Here is a 17514-nt window from a genome sequence, read left to right on the forward strand (position 1 = left end):
GATTTGCAATTCCTATTATGCGGTATTGTTCCGCAGTTGCGAAGTAAAATTTGTTTCAATCTTCAATGTGTTGCGTTTTTGCAGCACCATTGACGACGAACCGAGTGTTTAGAACGCCGAGATGCCAGTGATTGCACGCCCGAGGATCAGAGCATGGACATCGTGCGTACCTTCGTAGGTGTTCACGGTTTCAAGGTTCGCCATGTGACGCATCACCTGATATTCCTCGGAAATTCCGTTACCGCCATGCATGTCGCGGGCCTTGCGAGCAACGTCGAGCGCTTTGCCGACATTGTTGCGTTTGACAACGCTGATCATTTCCGGCGCAAACTTGCTTTCATCCATCAGGCGGCCCACACGCAGCGAGCTTTGCAGGCCGAGTGAAATTTCGGTCAGCATGTCCGCCAGCTTGAGCTGGTAAATCTGCTTGGAAGCAAGCGGCACACCGAACTGGTGGCGATCGAGGCCATACTGGCGCGCGGCGTGATAGCAGAATTCGGCGGCGCCTAGTGCGCCCCATGAAATACCGTAGCGTGCGCGATTAAGGCAGCCGAACGGGCCCTTCATGCCTTCGACGTTCGGCAGCAAGGCATCGGCAGGCAGTTTGACCTCATCCATCTGGATCATGCCGGTAGTACTTGCGCGCAGCGAGAGCTTTCCGCCGATCTTCGGAGCTTCAAGGCCCGCCATACCCTTTTCGAGCACGAAACCGCGCACCTTGTCTCCGTGTGCCTCGCTCTTCGCCCAGACCACGAAGACGTCGGCGAAGGGCGCATTGGAAATCCAGGTCTTCGCGCCCGAGATCGAATACCCGTCTCCATCCTTCTTGGCGTAGGTGCGCATGCCTGCAGGATCGGACCCGGCATCGGGCTCGGTCAGACCGAAACAGCCAATCAGCTGGCCGCTGGCCAGGCCGGGGAGGTATTTCTCGCGCTGCTCGTCCGAGCCATAAGCATGGATCGGATACATGACGAGTGAAGACTGGACGCTCGCCATCGAGCGATAGCCACTGTCCACCCGCTCGATTTCCCGCGCGACGAGGCCATAGGCGACATAGCTTGCGCCTGATCCGCCGAATTCTTCCGGGATTGTGACGCCGAGCATGCCGGCTTCACCCATCAGCGGGAACAACTCGGGCGTGTCTGCCTCGTTTGCATAAGCCTCGATCACGCGCGGTTGCAGCGAACCCTGCGCAAAGCCGTGCGCGGCATCGCGGATCATGCGTTCCTCTTCGGTCAGCTGATCGTCGAGGTTGAAGGCGTCTGCCCAATCGAAAGGCACCATACCGGCCATGAAAGTAGTCTCCTTTGAAACCACCCCCTAGATAAGCGGGCACGGTGCGGCAAGCGGGCAATTCGCCCGTGCAGCATTTCTTGCAAGGTGCGGTTTAGGCGGCGTGGACAAATTCCCCGCGGTCACGGCCAGTCGAGAAAACGTCAGTTCGAGGAGTGAGGACGCAGGACATGCCTGGCATGTTCAAGGACGAAGGACGCAGAAATGGCGTTTTCTCGACTGGCCCCGCAGGGGTTCGGCCCAAATCCGCCCTGACGGCGTTGCGTACGCTTGAAAGTGCGATGCACTTCCTGCACGCACGCGCCTTGTCAGGACAAATTTGAACTCGAACCGTGATCCGCAGGGAATTTGTCCACGCCGCCTAGTGAACCTGCCCGCAGGCACGCTCGATCATGTCGATGAGGCGCCCCGGAGGGCAAGGCTTTGCCGCAGCCTGGGCATCAGGATAGCGCTCCGCCACATCCTTGTCGGTGACATGGCCCGAATGGAAAATAATGGGCACGCCAGCATCGGTCAGTTTGTCCGCGAGCGGGAACACTTCGCCATCCGCAGCCATCACATCAAGAACAGCAATGTCAGGCAGTTGCTCGTCAACCGCAATCATCGCGTGATCCTTGTTGGCGAACGGGCCTTCGACCCGATAGCCAAGATCGCGAACCGTTTCCGAAAGATCGAGAGCAATAATGAATTCGTCCTCTACAATGAGGACGCGGGGCGATTTACCGCCTGGTTGGGTTGCCATGTTCCACCTCTGGCTGTGCCTGTCGTCTTACTGACACATACGCAGATGGGTGGGGCAATGTTCCCGGCGATGCCGATCCGGCGTTAACGATTTCGGGCCGATTTACTGCAGATTGCCGAACTTCGCTTCGTACCCGGCAGTGTCTTCGGCCGCGAGAAGCCTGGCCTGAGCGACCCAGTCGTCGCGACGTATGCGGCCCTGGAAACGGCCCAGCCGGGCATCGATCCGGTCGATATCGGCATCATCCCAGGCGGCGATCTGCGCGAAGCTGGTCACGCCATGTTCGGCCAGCAGAGTTACCAGCTTGGGTCCAAGTCCCTTGATCCGGCGCAGATCATCGCCCTTTGTCGCTGGAGCGGACGCCTCCGCCGTGCCGATCCCTGTGCTTGTTTGGGCAGTTGCAACGGCGACCCTGTCCAATCCTGCGGCCGCAGAGACCGGACCGACGGACGCGGCGGGCGCGTCAATCAGTGCCTGATTGCGTTTGGTTGGTCCGTCGTCTGCCGTATCATCGCGCTGGATCTTCGTCCGGCGTGAAGTAAGCAGCAACCACCACACGAGCCCTATTGCCACCACCAGAGCGATGACGAGGAAGATCAGATACTCTTGCTGAATTTCAGCCATCATGACGCCTCTCGAAATTCTGTTCGTGGCGCTCTCTCAGGCGCCGTAAAGTCGCGACGAGACATAGTCGCGTGAACGAGAAGCGCAATGGTGGGCTAATTCTGCCGAAGCGATCCGGCGAGCGTTGTCAGCTGGAGGAATTCCTCTCTCCAAAAGCCGTCCTGTTCTCCCGTCAGCGCGGCAACGTCGGCGAAAGTGAAACCGTTCATCAACGTATCGCCGCGCAGCAGTTGGCCATAGGCACCCACGGCGCTGGCAAATGCCATGTCACCCCGAGCCTGCCGGGCGTTGGCGAGAAGACTTGCCGACAAGGGACGCTCGATCAGGATCGAGCTATCCTCGCCCGGCAACTTGTAGCGCAACTGGAGGAAAGCCATTTCTTCAAGCCGGTTTTGCGGCACTTCGGGCTCGTCGGCGTAGCGGCGCGGGCGCACCCAGCCGTCGCCATCGGCAGGTACGATCTCGTATAGCGCGGTGACCTGATGGCTGGCGCCGATCTCCCCAGCGTCGACCGCATCATTGTCGAAATCTTCCTCTGCCAGCGCGCGGTTCTCGTAGCCGATCAGGCGATATTGCGAGACGACGGCGGGGTTGAACTCGACCTGGATCTTCACATCATGCGCGATAGTGAAGAGCGTGCTCTCCATCTCCTCTGACAGCACTTTCTGTGCCTCCATCGCGCTGTCGATATAGGCGTAGTTGCCGTTCCCGTGGTTAGCGATCTGCTCCATCATCGCTTCGTTGTAGTTGCCCGTGCCGAAGCCGAGTGTGGTGAGCGTGATGCCGCTGTCGCGTTGCCGTTCGACCATTTCGACCAGCGCATCGCGGTTCGAGACGCCGACGTTGAAATCACCGTCAGTCGCAAGGATGACGCGGTTGACGCCGTCTTCAATAAAATGCGCACGAGCGATATCGTAGGCAAGCTGAATACCGGCGCCGCCAGCGGTTGAGCCACCCGCTCGCAGATTGTTGATTGCCCGGCGGATTTCCGCTGCATCGTTGGTGGCATCAAGCACCAGTCCGGCAGCGCCGGCGTAGACTACGATTGATACACGATCCTGCTCTTGCAGCTCCCCTGCAAGCTGGCGCATGGCCGTCTGGACCAGTGGCAGTTTGTCCGCGCTTCCCATGCTGCCCGATACGTCGAGCAGGAAGACAAGGTTCGCAGCGGGCCGTTCTTCGCGCGGCAAGTCATAACCGCGCAGGCCAACACGCAGCAGACGCGTGTCCGGATTCCACGGTGTTACCGCCACATCGGTAGTGATGGAAAAGGGCTGCGAAGGGTCTTCGGGCAGCGGATAGTCGTAGCGGAAGTAGTTGATCAGCTCTTCGGTCCGTATGGCAGCGGCAGGAGGCAGCTGGCCCATCGTCAGGAAGCGGCGCGCATTGGCATAGGCGCCGGTGTCTACATCGACCGAAAATGTGCTAACCGGATTGTAGAGCGAGAGCTGGACGGGAGAAACTTCCTCACCCTCATACTGTTCGCGGTTATCCTCCGTCGGTAGGCGGACCGGCGGGACGAACATGTAGCGACCACGGGCTTGTTGCTGGTTTACCGCATTCTCGACATTGACTTGGCCCGATAGCTCGAATTCATCCGCCGAAACCGCCATCCCCGGTGCTCTAGCAGCCGTGACCGCAATCCGTTCCGCTGCACCCGAAGCAGGAGGAGGAGGTGGTGGTGGCGGAGGTGGTGGCGGGGCTTCAGACACCGGAACCGAGCCATCGCTTGTGCTGGTCTGGCAGCCTCCCAAGGCGGCTATCAGTGCGACTGCGGCGATAGTCTGCGCAACAGGTGCGCGCGTGAATTTTTGCATAGTCCCCTCCAGCAATGAAGCGCAAAGGCTCGCCTCGGTGCCGTGAACCTATTCTGAATGCTGGAATTCCCGGCGCCCTGGCCGCATCTCTATGCCGGAGTCGCGCCTTCGTCTGCCTGCTTGCTCTTTTGGAACAGGACCTTGTCTTCAGGTCCGAAACCATATTTCCACACGACCACCAGGTAGGCTGCCAGGATAGCGGGAATGCCGAAAATCAGCTCCGCCCATTCCGGAAGCAGGATGGCCGCCTGTCCGACCAGTACCGCCGCACCCGTCGCCCAGACCAGGGCAAAGCGCAGATTGCCGACGGGTGCCTTGAGCAGTCGCTTGAGCAGTAGCGCCTTGACCAGGCTTGACGTGCCGAGGGCAACCAGCAGCGCAACAGCGGCGCCGCCGGCCATATAACCTTCATCAAGGCCCCAGTGCCTTGCCAGCATGATGAGCCCAATGGTGAGCGCAGCTTGCAGCGCGATCACGCCAACGGAAATTGCCAGATTGCGCTTTTTGGCGATGTAGACCAGCACACCTTCGGAAACGACTGCCATCGAAGCTACCGCCTCTGCGATCAGCAGCAGGGCGAGCGCTGCGGTACCGCCAACAATGTCCGATCCGCCAAGCCCCATCACGGCTTCTCCTGGAATAGCGAGTGCGAGGGCTATGCCCAGCTGTAGCGCGATGATCCAGAAGCCCACTTGCTGCACCTGCTTGGCGATGGCCGCCATGTTGCCGGTTTTCAGGTTCTTGGTGATGACGGGGGAAAGCACCGGCTCGAAACTTGTCTTGAGCTTTTGCGGTAGGCTCGCGATCTCCTTGGCGAAGTAATAGATGCCCACCGCGAAAGGCGAGGTAAAGAAGCCGAGCAGGATCACGTCGATCAGCCGCGTCCCGCGCTCGATCACGTCGGCGCCCGCCAGCGGCAATGCGCGCCCCATCATCTGCGAGAGATAGCGCGGACGTGGTCGCCAGCCCCTTGGTGGCCCGTAAGTCCGGAAGAATGTCCACGCTGCCGTCAGCAGCGCGGCGTAGACCGCCGCCAGATAGGCGAGCGCCACCCCGCCATCGCGTAGCGCGGGGATATAGAAAAAGGCCACAACGGCAATCGAGCGCGTCCATGGCTCTACAACGGCCCGCGCGCGGACCGTCGTCGCGATATCGAACCTGTATGCCTGTGCAGCGAGCAGAATTTCGGTAAGCGCAAAAGCAGGGATCGCAGCGATAATGAGAATGTCCCACCGGCCGCTCGTTCCGTTGGGGAATACGGGGAAAGGCCAGATCACCAGCAGCGCGACGAATGCAGCCGAGAAGATCAGCGAGGCGAGCATGCCATCAAAGACGAGATTGACGCGTCGCTGCCCGTCTTCTTCCGCCCCTTGGGTAAGACGCTGCGCAAGGCCACGCTTCTCGCCCAGCGCGCAGATCAGCGCGAACAGCTCCACAACCACAACGGCAGAAGCAAAGCGACCCATCTCGTCTGCACCGTAAAGCCGGTAACCGAGGAACAGGAACGGAATGCCGCCGATCAGCCGGATCACGAAGCCGAGTGTATTGGTGCGCCCGCCTTTGACAAGCGCGTCCATATCCTCGCGATGCTCCAATGCATCGGGATCAGGCTTGGCGGTGTCGCTCAAGCGGTGAGGCCCTCTGCCTTGAGCGGGCGTGCGAGCAGTTCCGCCACGACTTCCTGCGCACCGCGGCCATCAAGAAGGTAGTTCACCGCCTCGACAATCGGCATCTGCACGCCTTTGTCGCGGGCAATATCGCGCAGCACCGGCGCAGTGTGCGCGCCTTCAGCCACGGTCCGCTTGTCAGCAAGCGCCTCGTCTGCGCTCATGCCTTCGCCAAGCGCCTTTCCGAGGGAGAAATTGCGGCTGGAGGTGGAGGAACAGGTGAGCACCAGATCACCCAAGCCGCACAGGCCGTTAAGCGTTTCAGGCTTGCCGCCAAAGGCCACGCCAAAGCGCAGCATTTCGGCAAATCCGCGGGTGATCAGCGCATTGCGCGCGTTCTGGCCTAGCTTGAGCCCTTCCACCACGCCGCAAGCAATCGCGAGCACGTTCTTCACCGCGCCGCCGATCTCTGCGCCTACGACATCGTCCGAGAAGTACGGGCGGAAATTCTGCCGCGCGATAGCGGGTGCAAGCCGCTCCCACTGCTCCTGACCGCCGCCGCAAGCGAGCGTTACCGCGCAAGGCAGGCCATCGGCGACTTCGTGCGCAAATGTCGGGCCGGAAAGGACGGCGATATCGCTATCGGGCGCAGCGTCATGCGCCACTGTGTGCATCATCCGGCCGGTGCTCGCCTCGATACCCTTGGAACACAGCACCAGATCGCGCGGGAAGCTGCCCATCTTCGCTAGCGTTGCGCCCATGTGCTGGGCCGGGGTGACCAGCAGCAGCGTGTCGCAGGCTGAAATTTCGGCGAGATCACCCGTTGCTTCGATGCTCGGCGCGAGAGTTGCAGAGGGTAGGTAAAGCTCATTGCGATGCGTGGAATTGATCGCCTCGGCCAGTCCCTCTTCCATCGCCCAGAGCTTCACCGTCCGCCCATCGCTGGCAAGCGCCTGTGCGAGTGCAGTGCCCCACGCGCCTGCACCGACAACTCCGATTGCTGAGTCACTCATGCTTTAACTCCTGCGCCTCTGGCGGGCTCGGCATCGGGATCGAGCGGCCATCGCGGACGGGCACGAAAATCGAGGGGATCTGCGTCAAAACCGGCTTCAAGCCGCTCGATACCGGCCCATGCGATCATCGCGGCGTTGTCTGTGCACAGCGGCAGCGGCGGGGCCGTGAAGGCGAGGTCGAACTCGGCAGCGAGGCCTTCCAGTCCGCCACGGATGGTCTTGTTGGCAGCAACGCCGCCCGCAACTACCAATGCGCTCACCTCTTCCATCTCCCCCAACGCCTTGCGCATCCGGTCGAGGATACAGTCCAAAGCCGCCGCTTGGAAGCTCGCCGCAATATCGGCATCCGAATAATTGCCCGTCTCGTGCGCGCGCAGTACTGCGCTCTTGAGGCCGGCGAAGCTGAAATGCGGCTCCTTGCTGCCCTTCAGCGGGCGCGGGAGCGGGACGGCCTGCGCATCGCCCTCCAATGCCAGCTTTTCGACTGCCGGGCCGCCCGGGTAGCCGAGGCCGAGCACCTTGGCACTCTTGTCGAATGCCTCGCCCAAAGCATCGTCAATCGTGGTCGCAAGCCGCTGGTACTTGCCAACGCCCTCGACGCGCAGGATCTGGCAATGCCCTCCGCTGACCAGCAGCAGGGCGTAGGGGTATTGTAGATGCTCGTCCGCAAGGCGCGGGCTCAGTGCATGGCCTTCAAGGTGGTTGATGGCGAGCAGCGGCGTGTCGCTCGCCATCGCGAGTGCCTTGGCGGTGACGAGGCCGACCATTACGCCACCGATCAGGCCGGGGCCTGCAGTTGCGGCAATCGCGTCGCAATCGGCCAGCGTAACATCGGCTTCACGCAAGACCTTCTCTACTATCGGCGCAAGCCGCTCCGCATGCGCACGCGCTGCGATCTCGGGCACCACACCGCCATAGGGCGCGTGCTCTTCCTCCTGGCTGGCGATGACCTGCGCCAGAATGCGCCTGTCACCCGTCACCAGAGCGGCGGCAGTTTCATCGCAAGAGCTTTCTATGCCGAGAACCAGCGTCATGGCGCTTTCCCTTAGACGATACCCCCGCTAGGGCAAGCCAACCAATGTCTGACTATCCTGTCCTGAAACTCGGAACGCGCCAGTCCCCGCTTGCCATGGTGCAGGCGGAAGAGGCCCGTCGCCGCCTGTGCCTCGCGCATGGCTGGCCGGCGGAAGCAGTAGAGCTGGTGCCGGTGCTGGCGAGCGGAGACAAAGTGCTCGACCGCCCGTTGGCAGAGATCGGCGGCAAGGCGCTGTGGACAAAGGAACTGGATGCGTGGCTGGCTGAAGGCAAGATCGATGCATCGGTCCATTCGCTCAAGGATGTTGAAACTGTCCGGCCGGAGGTGTTCGCACTCGCTGCGATCCTGCCGCGCGCGGACAAGCGCGACCGGTTGATTGGTGCCGCGAGCATCTCTGACCTGAAACAGGGCGCGATAGTCGGCACCAGCGCACCGCGTCGCGCCGCGCAATTGCTCAACCAACGGCCTGACTGCAAAGTGGTAACGTTCCGCGGGAATGTTGCGACGCGGCTCGGCAAGCTGGAAGCGGGCGAAGCCGATGCGACTTTCCTTGCTGCTGCCGGACTTGATCGGCTGGGCGAGGATAAAATCGGGGCCGCGCTCGACGAGAACCACTGGCTCCCCGCACCTTCGCAGGGGGCTATCGCCATTGAATGCCGATTGGATGATGCCCGTGTGCAAGACCTGCTGGCCTCGCTTGATCACGCGCCAAGCCGCTCGGAAGTGATGGCCGAGAGGGCATTGCTGCTCGCACTGGGCGGAAACTGCCACTCGCCCATCGCGGTCCTGTGCACCCACGCGGATGGCAATTTGACCATGCGCGCGGCCATCTTCAGCGCCGACGGGGCAGAGCGGGTCGAAGAGATTGCGACCTTTGCTGCCGGTGACGATGCTGCTCCAAAGGCGCTCGGCAAGGCACTGCTGGCCAAGGCGACGCCTGTCATTCGGGCCGTATTCGACGAAGCTTCATGATTTTTGCGATCCGCCCCGAACCCGGCCTGCAATCGACATTGCAGAATGCGCGCGAGCTTGGTCTCGCAATCATCGGCCGTCCGCTTTTTGAAGTCGTCCCACTTGCGTGGGACGCGCCAGATGCAAGCGATTTCGATGCCCTGCTTATTGGCAGTGCCAATGCTTTCCGGCACGGTGGTGAAGCGCTGGAAGGCCTACAGTCGCTGCCCGTTCATGCCGTGGGCGAAGCAACGGCTGACGCCGCGCATGAAGCGGGCTTCACCGTTGCGGCCACGGGCAAGGGTGGTTTGCAGGCGATTGTCGATGCGACGAAGGACAATATGCGATTTCTCCGTCTGGCTGGCGAAGAGCATGTGGTGCTTGATCTGCCGGAGAAGATCACGGTGGAAACCCGTGTGCTCTATTCGGTGCGGGCTATCCCACTGACTGGAAGTGATGAGATCAGCCTGCGTGCGGGTGAACCGCTTGTGCTGCTGCATTCGGCAGCGGCGGCAGAACATTTCGCAGCCGAATGCGACAGGCGCGGCCTTGATCGTGCAGCAATTTCATTGGCTTGCATCGGGCCGCGTGTTGCAACCGCTGCCGGAGAAGGGTGGAAGCTGTGCAAAAGCGCTCCACAACCCGATGATACCGCTCTATTGGCCTTGGCCAGAGACATGTGTCAGTAATGTAAAATGCGCTATAACCACGGCGCAATCTTTCTGAGGGTCGCAGAAGGACAATATGGTCGACGATTATTCATACACCCCAAGTGGTGCGCGCAAGGCGAAGCCTGCGTTGCGCCCGGTGTTGCTTGCCTTGGGCGGCGCATTCCTGCTGGGTGTGGCGGCGATGTGGGGACTTTCCCGCAGCGAGATCTTCTCAGGCATGTTCACCGTGCGCGATGCAAGTGAAGTCGTCACCGATGAAGAACCGGCCCAACTTGCCGAAGACGAATTCGATGCGCCCGAGGCTCTACCAACCTCGCCAGAGGAAGCTGCCGAAGATGCGCGAGCTGCTGTTGAGCAGGTCGAGCAGGTGGTCGAGCAGCAGGGCGGCCTCGACAGCCGTATTGTCGCCATGGAGCAACGTCTAACCCAGCTTGATCTGCAATCGCAGGCTGCAGCAGGCAACGCTGCGCGGGCCGAAGCCTTGCTGATCGCCTTTGCCAGCCGGCGCGCCATCGAACGTGGCCGCCCGCTCGGCTACCTCGCTGACCAGTTGCGATTGCGTTTTGGAGAGGACCGCCCCAATGCCGTGCAAACGGTGATCGATGCGGCACAAGACCCTGTCACACTCGATCAGTTGCTAGCGCGGCTGGAGGGCCTTGCGCCCAATCTCGACGATGCGCCTGAGGGTGAGGATGTTTTCACCCGCCTTGGCCGCGAGCTGTCGGAGATCTTCGTCGTCCGCCGCGAGGATACGGCTTCGCCGGTGGCAGAGCGCCGCATGGAGCGCGCCCGCCTTTTCCTCGAAAGCGGTCGGATCGAGGCGGCAATTTCGGAAATCCGCAATATGCCCAACGCAGTGATAGCGGAAGACTGGCTGGAAGACGCCGAACGCTTTGCTGCTGCCCAGCGCGCACTGGAAACGCTCGAGACCGCCGCTGTACTCGATCCACGCGAACTGCGCGACGGTGAAGGCGCGCCCGTCGAGCAGCGCAGCCCTGCGGGCAACACGCGCCAGCAGTAATTCGGATCAGCCCTTGAGCAGTTCGGGCAATTGCCCGCTCATTCCGCGTGCTTCATCCATGAACCAGCGCTTCAGCGCGGGCATGCGCTGTACTGCGCCCATGCCAAGGCGGCGCACGGCGCTTGGCGCCTTGCCGGGAATGCCGAACAGGCGGGTGAGCGTATCGGTTGCGCCCATCACCATGAGCGAATCAAGCGCACGCCACTTCTCATAACGGGCGAGCAGCTGCGCATCGCCGGGATCAAGCCCGATCCGCATACCTTCTGCAATGACGTCCACCAGAGTACCCACATCACGCAGCCCGAGATTGAGGCCTTGCCCCGCAATCGGGTGCATACCGTGCGCAGCATCGCCAACCAGCGCGAGACGGTGATTGATGATCTTTGCGGTATGCTGGAAGCTGAGCGGGTACGACGAGCGCGTACCCTCTACCGTGATCTCGCCCAGCACGCCGTGCATGCGCTTATCGACCTCGTGGTGGAAAGCCCGCTCGCCAAGGGCGAGGACGCCTGCGGCATCCTTTTCATCGACCGTCCATACTAGCGCCGAGCGGTGGCGACCCTGCTCGTCATCAAGCAAAGGCAACAGGGCAAAGGGGCCATCGGGATAGAAGATTTCCCACGCCACGCCTTCGTGCGGCTTGGAGTGGGTCAGCCCGACAATGATTGCGCGGTGGCTGTAATCCCACTTGGCCATTGTGAACCCCGCATCTTCGCGCGTCGGTGAGCCGCGCCCTTCGGCACCAACCAGCAGGCTGGCCTCAAGAACGGTGCCGTCTTCCAGCCTTGCAGAAACCCCATGCTGGCCGCGATCACGTGCAATCACATTCGCCCTGGCATGCCAGGTGACCAGCGACTCGCTCTTGGCCGCCTCGAACAGGGCGAGGCGAAGCTGGCGATTGGGAAACATTCGCCCGAGCGAACCTTCGTGCGGCTCGGGCACAAAATCGATCCGTCCGGGCTTCATCCCGTCTGTCACGGCGATGCTTTCGATCCGGCAGCCGTGCGGCTCCAGCGTTTCGGTCAGGCCGATATTCCGGAACAGGTTCCAGCTGGCCGTGGATATGGCCGAAGCACGCCCGTCAAAGCCCTCTGCAGTAAGCTCCGCCGGGTCGGCACGGTCCACCACATGGCTGGATATGCCCTTTTTTGCGGCGGCGAGGGCGAGCGTCATACCAACGAGGCCGCCGCCAAGGATAAGGAGATCGCGCTTGTCTGTCATGGCCTCCGCTCCTAGGTCTCCCGCCATATGCAGGCAAGTCTCTCCTTTGGTCTATCTGTGTGGCGACTGGTGCTGGCGGCGCTTGCGCTGGCCTTTTTGGTGCTGGGCGTTCTGGCCGTGCCTGCGACTGCGCAGCAAGTGCAGGAGAACCGCATCGAAGCGGACCTTGTCGCGGAAAACGCGCCGGTTCCGGGTGAGACACTGTGGTTCGCGCTGCGTTTCCGCCCGGAAGAAGGCTGGCACGGATATTGGTCCAATCCCGGCGAAGCGGGACTCGGAATGGAATTGCAATGGCAGAACCTCCCGCCATCGTGGAACGTGGGCGCGCCGCAATATCCGGTGCCGCATGTCCTCACGCTCTTCGACATCGCCAACCACGCCTACAAGGAAGATTATGCTGTCCTGATCCCGGTGCGGATCGACGAAAGCGATGCGGTGATGAACTACGCCGCGCCGACGGTGAATGCGCAGTGGCTCGCCTGCTCGGACGAGCTGTGCATTCCCGAGCGTGCAACGCTCACCGTGCGCTTCCCGCAGCAGGGCGATGTCCTGCGCGCGCAGTTTGACGAGCATCGTGCGGCGATCCCGCCGATGCTCGACCGGCAGGGCAGCTTTACGCTGACAGGCAATACGTTGCGCGTGGCGGTTCCGTTGCCGGAAAGTGTGGAGCTGACGCAGCCGCATTTCTTTATCGAGCAACGCAGACTGAGCGCAGACAAACGCCCCGATTATGGCGGCGTGCAGCGTTTCTTCCGCAATGGCGACATGGTTATCGTCGAAATGCCGATGAGCGACTTCCTGCTGCCGGAAGGAAGCGATCTGGCGGTGTTTCCGCCGCTTGATCAGATCACGGGTATCCTCGCCTTCGATGATGCCGGCAACGGTGTCCAGCTCACTGCTGCGCCCGGTGAAGTCCCGTCGGGTGGAACGCCGCTGGGTGGTGCAATGGCGGACAGTCCGCTTGCTCTGCTGTTAGGCGGTGCCTTGCTCGGCGGACTGCTGCTCAACCTGATGCCCTGCGTCTTCCCGATCCTGAGTCTCAAGGCTCTAACCCTGGCGCGCGCTGGCGGGAGCGAGGCAGAAGCGAAAAGGGAAGGGCTCGCCTATACCGCTGGAGTAATGTTGGCAGTGCTCGCACTGGGCGCGCTGATGCTCGCCTTGCGTGCAGCGGGTGAGCAGGTGGGCTGGGCGTTCCAGTTGCAGCAACCGCTTGTCGTGGCCGCGCTGTTGGTTCTCGCCACTCTGATTACCGCCAATCTTGCTGGCTTGTTCGAGATACCTTCGCTCCCCATCCGCTCGCGGGGCGGGGGAAGCGCTTTTGCAACCGGTCTGCTGGCCGCAGTCGCTGCGACTCCGTGCACCGGGCCATTCATGGCAGCGGCGCTTGGTGCGGCGCTGTTGCTGCCCGTTCCGCAAGCCATGCTACTGTTCGCGGCGCTCGGCTTCGGCCTTGCTTTGCCGTTCCTGCTACTTGGCTATGCGCCAGCCTTGCGCAGCCGATTGCCCAAACCGGGCCGTTGGATGGAGACGTTCCGCAAAGTGATGGCCATACCGATGGGGCTGACTGCGCTCGCGCTCACCTGGCTAGCATGGCGACTGGGCGGAGCGCACTTCGCCTTCAGCGCAGTGGCGCTCGGCGTGCTGATCGTGGTTACGCTGGTGGCGGTGAGCAGGGGACATCGTGGCATTGTGGTCGTCGGCGCTGTGGCGTGCATCTATTTCGCCGCATCACTGCCGTTCCGTGTAGAGGACCGGTCGTTTCTGGCTGCCGAGAGCATGCTCGATCCCGTGACTTACAGCGAGGAAGCACTCGCCGAAGCGCGCGCATCGGGCCAGCCAGTGTTCCTGTGGTTCACCGCTGACTGGTGCGTGAGTTGCAAGGTCAACGAAGGGGTTGCGATCGAGCGCGAGGCCACCCGTGCAGCCTTTGAAGAGGCGGGCGTAATCGCGATGCGCGGCGACTGGACCCGCGCCGATCCGGAAATCACGCGTTACATCGAGCAATGGGGCGTGGCGGGTGTGCCGCTTTACGTCTGGTTTCCAGCGGGCGGCGAGGGCGAGCAATTGCCGCAGGTGCTGACGCCCGATGCACTGGTGGATCGGGCTGAGGCTGAGTGACTGACCTCCGCTCAGGACGAGCGGGTTCTATTCTTCAGTGGTTTCCTCAACCTCAATCGGATCGGGCTGACGGCCATCAGCTCGGCACCATGTCAGGAACTGTCCCGGAATCCGGCTCCCGGCAATTTCCAGCATTCCGCGCCCCGGCAAAGTCGCCGTCAGACCGCGCGCGCCTTCGAAGATATCGAGCTGCGGGTCATCGGCCGGAAGGCTCGCTTCCCAGCGCCATTCGCCGCCCTCTGCGGTCTGCGCGAGCGTGGCGTCTGCAAGGAAGCGGCTGCGCATGCCGTTACCGACGAACGGGAACAGCGCGCTCTGCCCCGGAAGCGCCTCTGCATGGCGGATAATGGTGAAGCGTGCCGGTGTTTCCGACAGGTCGCAGGCGAGCGTGAGCCACGGCGCTTCGCCTGGATTGCTGAACAGGATGGCCTGACCATCCTCTGCTACCGTCCAACCCGCTGCTGACGTGTCGGGCGAAGGATAGGCGCTCGCTTGTGGAGGGCCAATCTCACTTATCGCAATCTGCTGTGCGCTTTCGGGCAGCGGCTCGCTTTGCTGACGTTCGCAGGCTGTCAGCGCGCAGACGGGCAGGAGAAGGAGGGTAGCGAAGCGCATGCACGGCAAATGATACAGGCGAGGGCGGTGATCAAGATTGGCGCGGCGCTTGTGCCCCGCTCGTGCGGTCACTCCGCTTCGGGCATTAGCGGATTGAGTTGCCGCGCGACCTTGGTAAAACTGGCGATGCCCTGTTTGCCCATGGCCTCGTCCGCCCATGCCTGTGCCTCGCCCCATCCGGCCTGTGCTTCGGCCAGTTTGGTAGTACCTTGAGAGGTGAGCGCCATCCGATGCGAACGCGAGTCCTCCGGATCGGTATCGCGTTTCAGCCACCCGTTCTTCACCAGCCGGTCCAGACTGCGACTGAGCGTCGATTGCTCCATCTTGAGATAGGGCAGCATATCGCGTGGCCGCACGGGCTGCATCACTGCCGTCATGCAGAGGAGCGTCAACTGGTTGGCGGTGAGGCCATAGGGCTTGAGCGCGGCGTCATATTGTGCGGAAACGATACGCGCGATCTGGTGCGTGCGGCCAGCCACACAGCCTTGCAGCATTCGCAGTGCCAAATCGCGCGTATCGTCCATGAAACTCCACCTTGGGACCTTGCAGCGGAGTTACATGATTATGCATCTATTTCCAACCGTAAGCGGTCATTGGACGGGCGTTCCGTCTGACCAAAGCGGGGACATGATCACCGTTGTCGCGAAGATCGACCCGGCATCGGTGACCATCGGCACGGTCATGTTCGCATCGCGCGGGCCGAAATCGTCCTGCGTGGCGTAAGGCATGTAGAGCATCAGATGCGGGAAGAACCGCTGCCCGCCCGGCTGCAAGATCTGCTGCGGCGAATACATGTAGGACATGGCGCCATGCTCAGGCGGCTGGATCGCGCCTGATGCCAGCGCATTGCCGATCATCATGTCGACCTGGTTACTATCTGCCCCGTTCATGAAGCCGTAGGTGGAGATGCGATGCATGGCGAGGTGCGATCCTGTGGCCTCTGCGTTGAAGCACTGCGGCGCGCGCAACTCTGCATGGAAGTGCCCCGCCTGCCAAGCACGGCGACCATCCACGTAGGGCGCGGGGCCAGTCCAAGACCGCCCGACAAAGCAGGTCCATCCGTTGGAGCCTTCCTCTGCCGTTTGGTATGTGCCGTCCGCGCTCAGGGTGAGCACGGAGGCGTCATCCGAAATATGCGCCGGAGCGGCTGAGCGCGCCATCGCCACCTCGGCGTCGGCTTCCATGAGATAGCCCGAGGTGTCGGTGATGCTGAACGCCTCCTGCGCGGCGGCGGGCGATGCGGCTGCGGCGAGCGCTATTGCGGCGGTGGTGAGTGACAATCTGGACATACAATACCTCCCTTGTTGATATTACATGTATATACATTGCAATAGTTGAGAGGCGAGTATGCTTGGTCGGTTGGAGTCGGCTGTTGGTGGAATTTTGGGGAAAGTTAAGGTGTAGTCACTTTGGTATAAGTGTGGCCAGGCTGATTGCCATGCCAAAATTGAGACGACCGTGTTGTGTGCTCACTTAGCTCACTTGTGTCATTCCCAGCCGCTTCATTTCTTCTCGATGTTCAGATTTCTCATCTTCAGAAATCTCGTCCCAAGGAAATATAAACGCCGTTGCAAGATCAAACTGCGCTCCGTCAAAATTTGTCTTCTCATTGTGGTAGGGTTCGAACAACTTCGCTCCATGGAATTCTGCGCCCTGTAGGTTCGCCTCTTGTAGTTTCAGATAGCCCGCATCGGTGTCTTGGAACGCTACTCCTCTTAATGATGCGCTCCGGAAATCAGCAAAAGTCATGCGAGTATCGACAAAATTCGAATTAGCCAGGTAGGCATCTGTGAATTCCGACCAAAGAAGTGTGCAGTGGTCGAAAGTAGCTTCGGGCAAATATGCGCCAATGAAACGTGAATTGCTCATATCGAGCTTCAAGAAGGTCAGATTTTGATTGACGTCTACAAAGTCGAATTTCCTGTTCTCCAACGGGAAATGGCCGGAAAAAATGATTCTGCTATCGGCAGAAATGATACCTAGCCTCTCCTTGTCGACGGCATTCATCTTGTCGCGCCAATTGCTAACGTTGCGGGAAAGTGAGAGACTATCATCCCACTCTCCGACACCGATCCGATCCATCGCTGCTGCGTGTCCCGCAAGCAGTAGTTCGAATGCTGCTCTTCGGTAGTTTTCAGGGTTGTCCTGCGACAGGAATGGTCGCAATTGGTGGAGCGCAGAAATTTGCAGTTGCATTTTTGCGCTGTCTGGTCCGTCAAGATCAAATAGCCCTGCGGCCTGCCTTTGAATGTTCTGGAATTCAGAAAACAATATCTTGCGCACATCGTTCTCGATCTGCGCGTTCATTCCATCTGCTTGCTGTTTTTGAACTTCAATTTGGGCTTTAAGTCCTTCAACTTGCTCCCTTTGGATTGCAATTTCTTGGCTTTGGTTCTCAATCTGACGCCCTTGGTTTTCAATCTGTTCCCTTTGGTTCGATACTTCATTTCGTTTTTCGACGATCTGATCACGCACGTTGCGGTCGCGCCAATGCCAAAGCCAGAATGCGGTGGGCAAGCCGATCACTGGGATCAGTGCCGTTAGCTTGTCCTTCCAAGGTGGAGCTGTTGCAGGAAAAAATATGTCACCGAGAAAGTTGCTCTTGCGGATAAGGCTGGCGAGCCAGCTCATCCATGATTGTGCCATCAGAATTTCGACCAAAAAGGTGCTTAACGCCACTGTGGCGACAGAAATCAGTAGAACTTTCCAACGATTTTCAGGTTGATCGACCCAACTCTTAAGGTTGTCCCAGTTCTCTCTGGTCTTAACCCACTTTTCGTCCATC

16 protein-coding genes are annotated in these 17514 nt (G+C 60.7%); 4 read left to right on the top strand and 12 right to left on the bottom strand.

Annotation, left to right across the window (positions count from 1 at the left end; genetic code table 11):
* Positions 1–108: 108 nt before the first annotated feature.
* From OOZ52_RS08665 to tsaD, 7 genes are all read right to left on the bottom strand, one after another.
* Positions 109–1293 (bottom strand): acyl-CoA dehydrogenase, encoded by a 1185-nt coding sequence (locus OOZ52_RS08665; RefSeq protein ID WP_274698112.1) that lies wholly within the window; start codon positions 1291–1293, stop codon positions 109–111.
* Positions 1294–1654: 361 nt separating this feature from the next.
* Positions 1655–2035: a response regulator gene (locus OOZ52_RS08670; protein ID WP_274698113.1), complete on the bottom strand. Its 381-nt coding sequence runs from the start codon at positions 2033–2035 to the stop codon at positions 1655–1657.
* 102 nt (positions 2036–2137) lie between these two features.
* Positions 2138–2662: a helix-hairpin-helix domain-containing protein gene (locus OOZ52_RS08675; RefSeq protein WP_274698114.1), complete on the bottom strand. Its 525-nt coding sequence runs from the start codon at positions 2660–2662 to the stop codon at positions 2138–2140.
* 92 nt (positions 2663–2754) lie between these two features.
* Entirely contained in the window at positions 2755–4476 is a 1722-nt protein-coding gene (locus tag OOZ52_RS08680) for a vWA domain-containing protein (RefSeq protein ID WP_274698115.1), read from the bottom strand.
* A gap of 89 nt (positions 4477–4565) precedes the next feature.
* On the bottom strand, positions 4566–6053 hold the full coding sequence (locus OOZ52_RS08685; protein ID WP_274698340.1) for a lipopolysaccharide biosynthesis protein: 1488 nt from the start codon (positions 6051–6053) through the stop codon (positions 4566–4568).
* A gap of 47 nt (positions 6054–6100) precedes the next feature.
* Complete coding sequence (locus OOZ52_RS08690; RefSeq protein WP_274698116.1) at positions 6101–7096, bottom strand: NAD(P)H-dependent glycerol-3-phosphate dehydrogenase; 996 nt, start codon at positions 7094–7096, stop codon at positions 6101–6103.
* Positions 7093–8130, bottom strand: coding sequence for a tRNA (adenosine(37)-N6)-threonylcarbamoyltransferase complex transferase subunit TsaD (gene tsaD, locus OOZ52_RS08695; RefSeq protein ID WP_274698117.1), 1038 nt, complete (start codon positions 8128–8130; stop codon positions 7093–7095). Before tsaD ends, OOZ52_RS08690 begins: the two co-directional genes overlap by 4 nt.
* Positions 8131–8174: 44 nt before the next feature.
* Between tsaD and hemC the strand changes: the two genes are divergently transcribed.
* Genes hemC through OOZ52_RS08710 form a run of 3 tightly spaced genes read left to right on the top strand, consistent with a single transcriptional unit; the run spans position 8175 to position 10775 of the window.
* Entirely contained in the window at positions 8175–9104 is a 930-nt protein-coding gene (hemC, locus tag OOZ52_RS08700; protein ID WP_274698118.1) for a hydroxymethylbilane synthase, read from the top strand.
* Positions 9101–9772 carry a uroporphyrinogen-III synthase gene (locus tag OOZ52_RS08705; RefSeq protein ID WP_274698119.1) on the top strand — a complete coding sequence of 224 codons (672 nt, stop codon included), beginning with the start codon at positions 9101–9103 and terminating at the stop codon, positions 9770–9772. The genes hemC and OOZ52_RS08705 overlap by 4 nt, the downstream gene beginning before the upstream one ends.
* 55 nt (positions 9773–9827) lie before the next feature.
* Entirely contained in the window at positions 9828–10775 is a 948-nt protein-coding gene (locus OOZ52_RS08710) for a hypothetical protein (RefSeq protein ID WP_274698120.1), read from the top strand.
* A 6-nt stretch (positions 10776–10781) separates the two neighbouring features.
* Here the strand turns inward: OOZ52_RS08710 and OOZ52_RS08715 are convergent, their stop codons facing one another.
* Complete coding sequence (locus tag OOZ52_RS08715; RefSeq protein ID WP_274698121.1) at positions 10782–11996, bottom strand: FAD-dependent monooxygenase; 1215 nt, start codon at positions 11994–11996, stop codon at positions 10782–10784.
* Positions 11997–12023: 27 nt separating this feature from the next.
* On the opposite strand from OOZ52_RS08715, the gene OOZ52_RS08720 reads away from it, so the two are divergent.
* Positions 12024–14114 (top strand): protein-disulfide reductase DsbD family protein, encoded by a 2091-nt coding sequence (locus OOZ52_RS08720; RefSeq protein WP_274698122.1) that lies wholly within the window; start codon positions 12024–12026, stop codon positions 14112–14114.
* Positions 14115–14141: 27 nt separating this feature from the next.
* Here the strand turns inward: OOZ52_RS08720 and OOZ52_RS08725 are convergent, their stop codons facing one another.
* The 4 genes from OOZ52_RS08725 to OOZ52_RS08740 all read right to left on the bottom strand — a co-directional run bounded on the left by OOZ52_RS08725 (position 14142) and on the right by OOZ52_RS08740 (position 17513).
* The gene (locus tag OOZ52_RS08725) at positions 14142–14729 is read right to left on the bottom strand and encodes a hypothetical protein (RefSeq protein WP_274698123.1); all 588 of its coding nucleotides are present in this window, start codon (positions 14727–14729) and stop codon (positions 14142–14144) included.
* A gap of 68 nt (positions 14730–14797) precedes the next feature.
* Positions 14798–15253, bottom strand: a complete 456-nt coding sequence (locus OOZ52_RS08730; RefSeq protein ID WP_274698124.1) for a MarR family winged helix-turn-helix transcriptional regulator — start codon at positions 15251–15253, stop codon at positions 14798–14800.
* 66 nt (positions 15254–15319) lie between these two features.
* Positions 15320–16018, bottom strand: a complete 699-nt coding sequence (locus tag OOZ52_RS08735; RefSeq protein ID WP_274698125.1) for a hypothetical protein — start codon at positions 16016–16018, stop codon at positions 15320–15322.
* Positions 16019–16202: 184 nt separating this feature from the next.
* The gene (locus tag OOZ52_RS08740; protein WP_274698126.1) at positions 16203–17513 is read right to left on the bottom strand and encodes a pentapeptide repeat-containing protein; all 1311 of its coding nucleotides are present in this window, start codon (positions 17511–17513) and stop codon (positions 16203–16205) included.
* Position 17514 lies beyond the last annotated feature (1 nt).

The organism is Aurantiacibacter sp. D1-12 (assembly GCF_028858515.1).
Taxonomy (GTDB): Bacteria; Pseudomonadota; Alphaproteobacteria; order Sphingomonadales; family Sphingomonadaceae; genus Alteraurantiacibacter.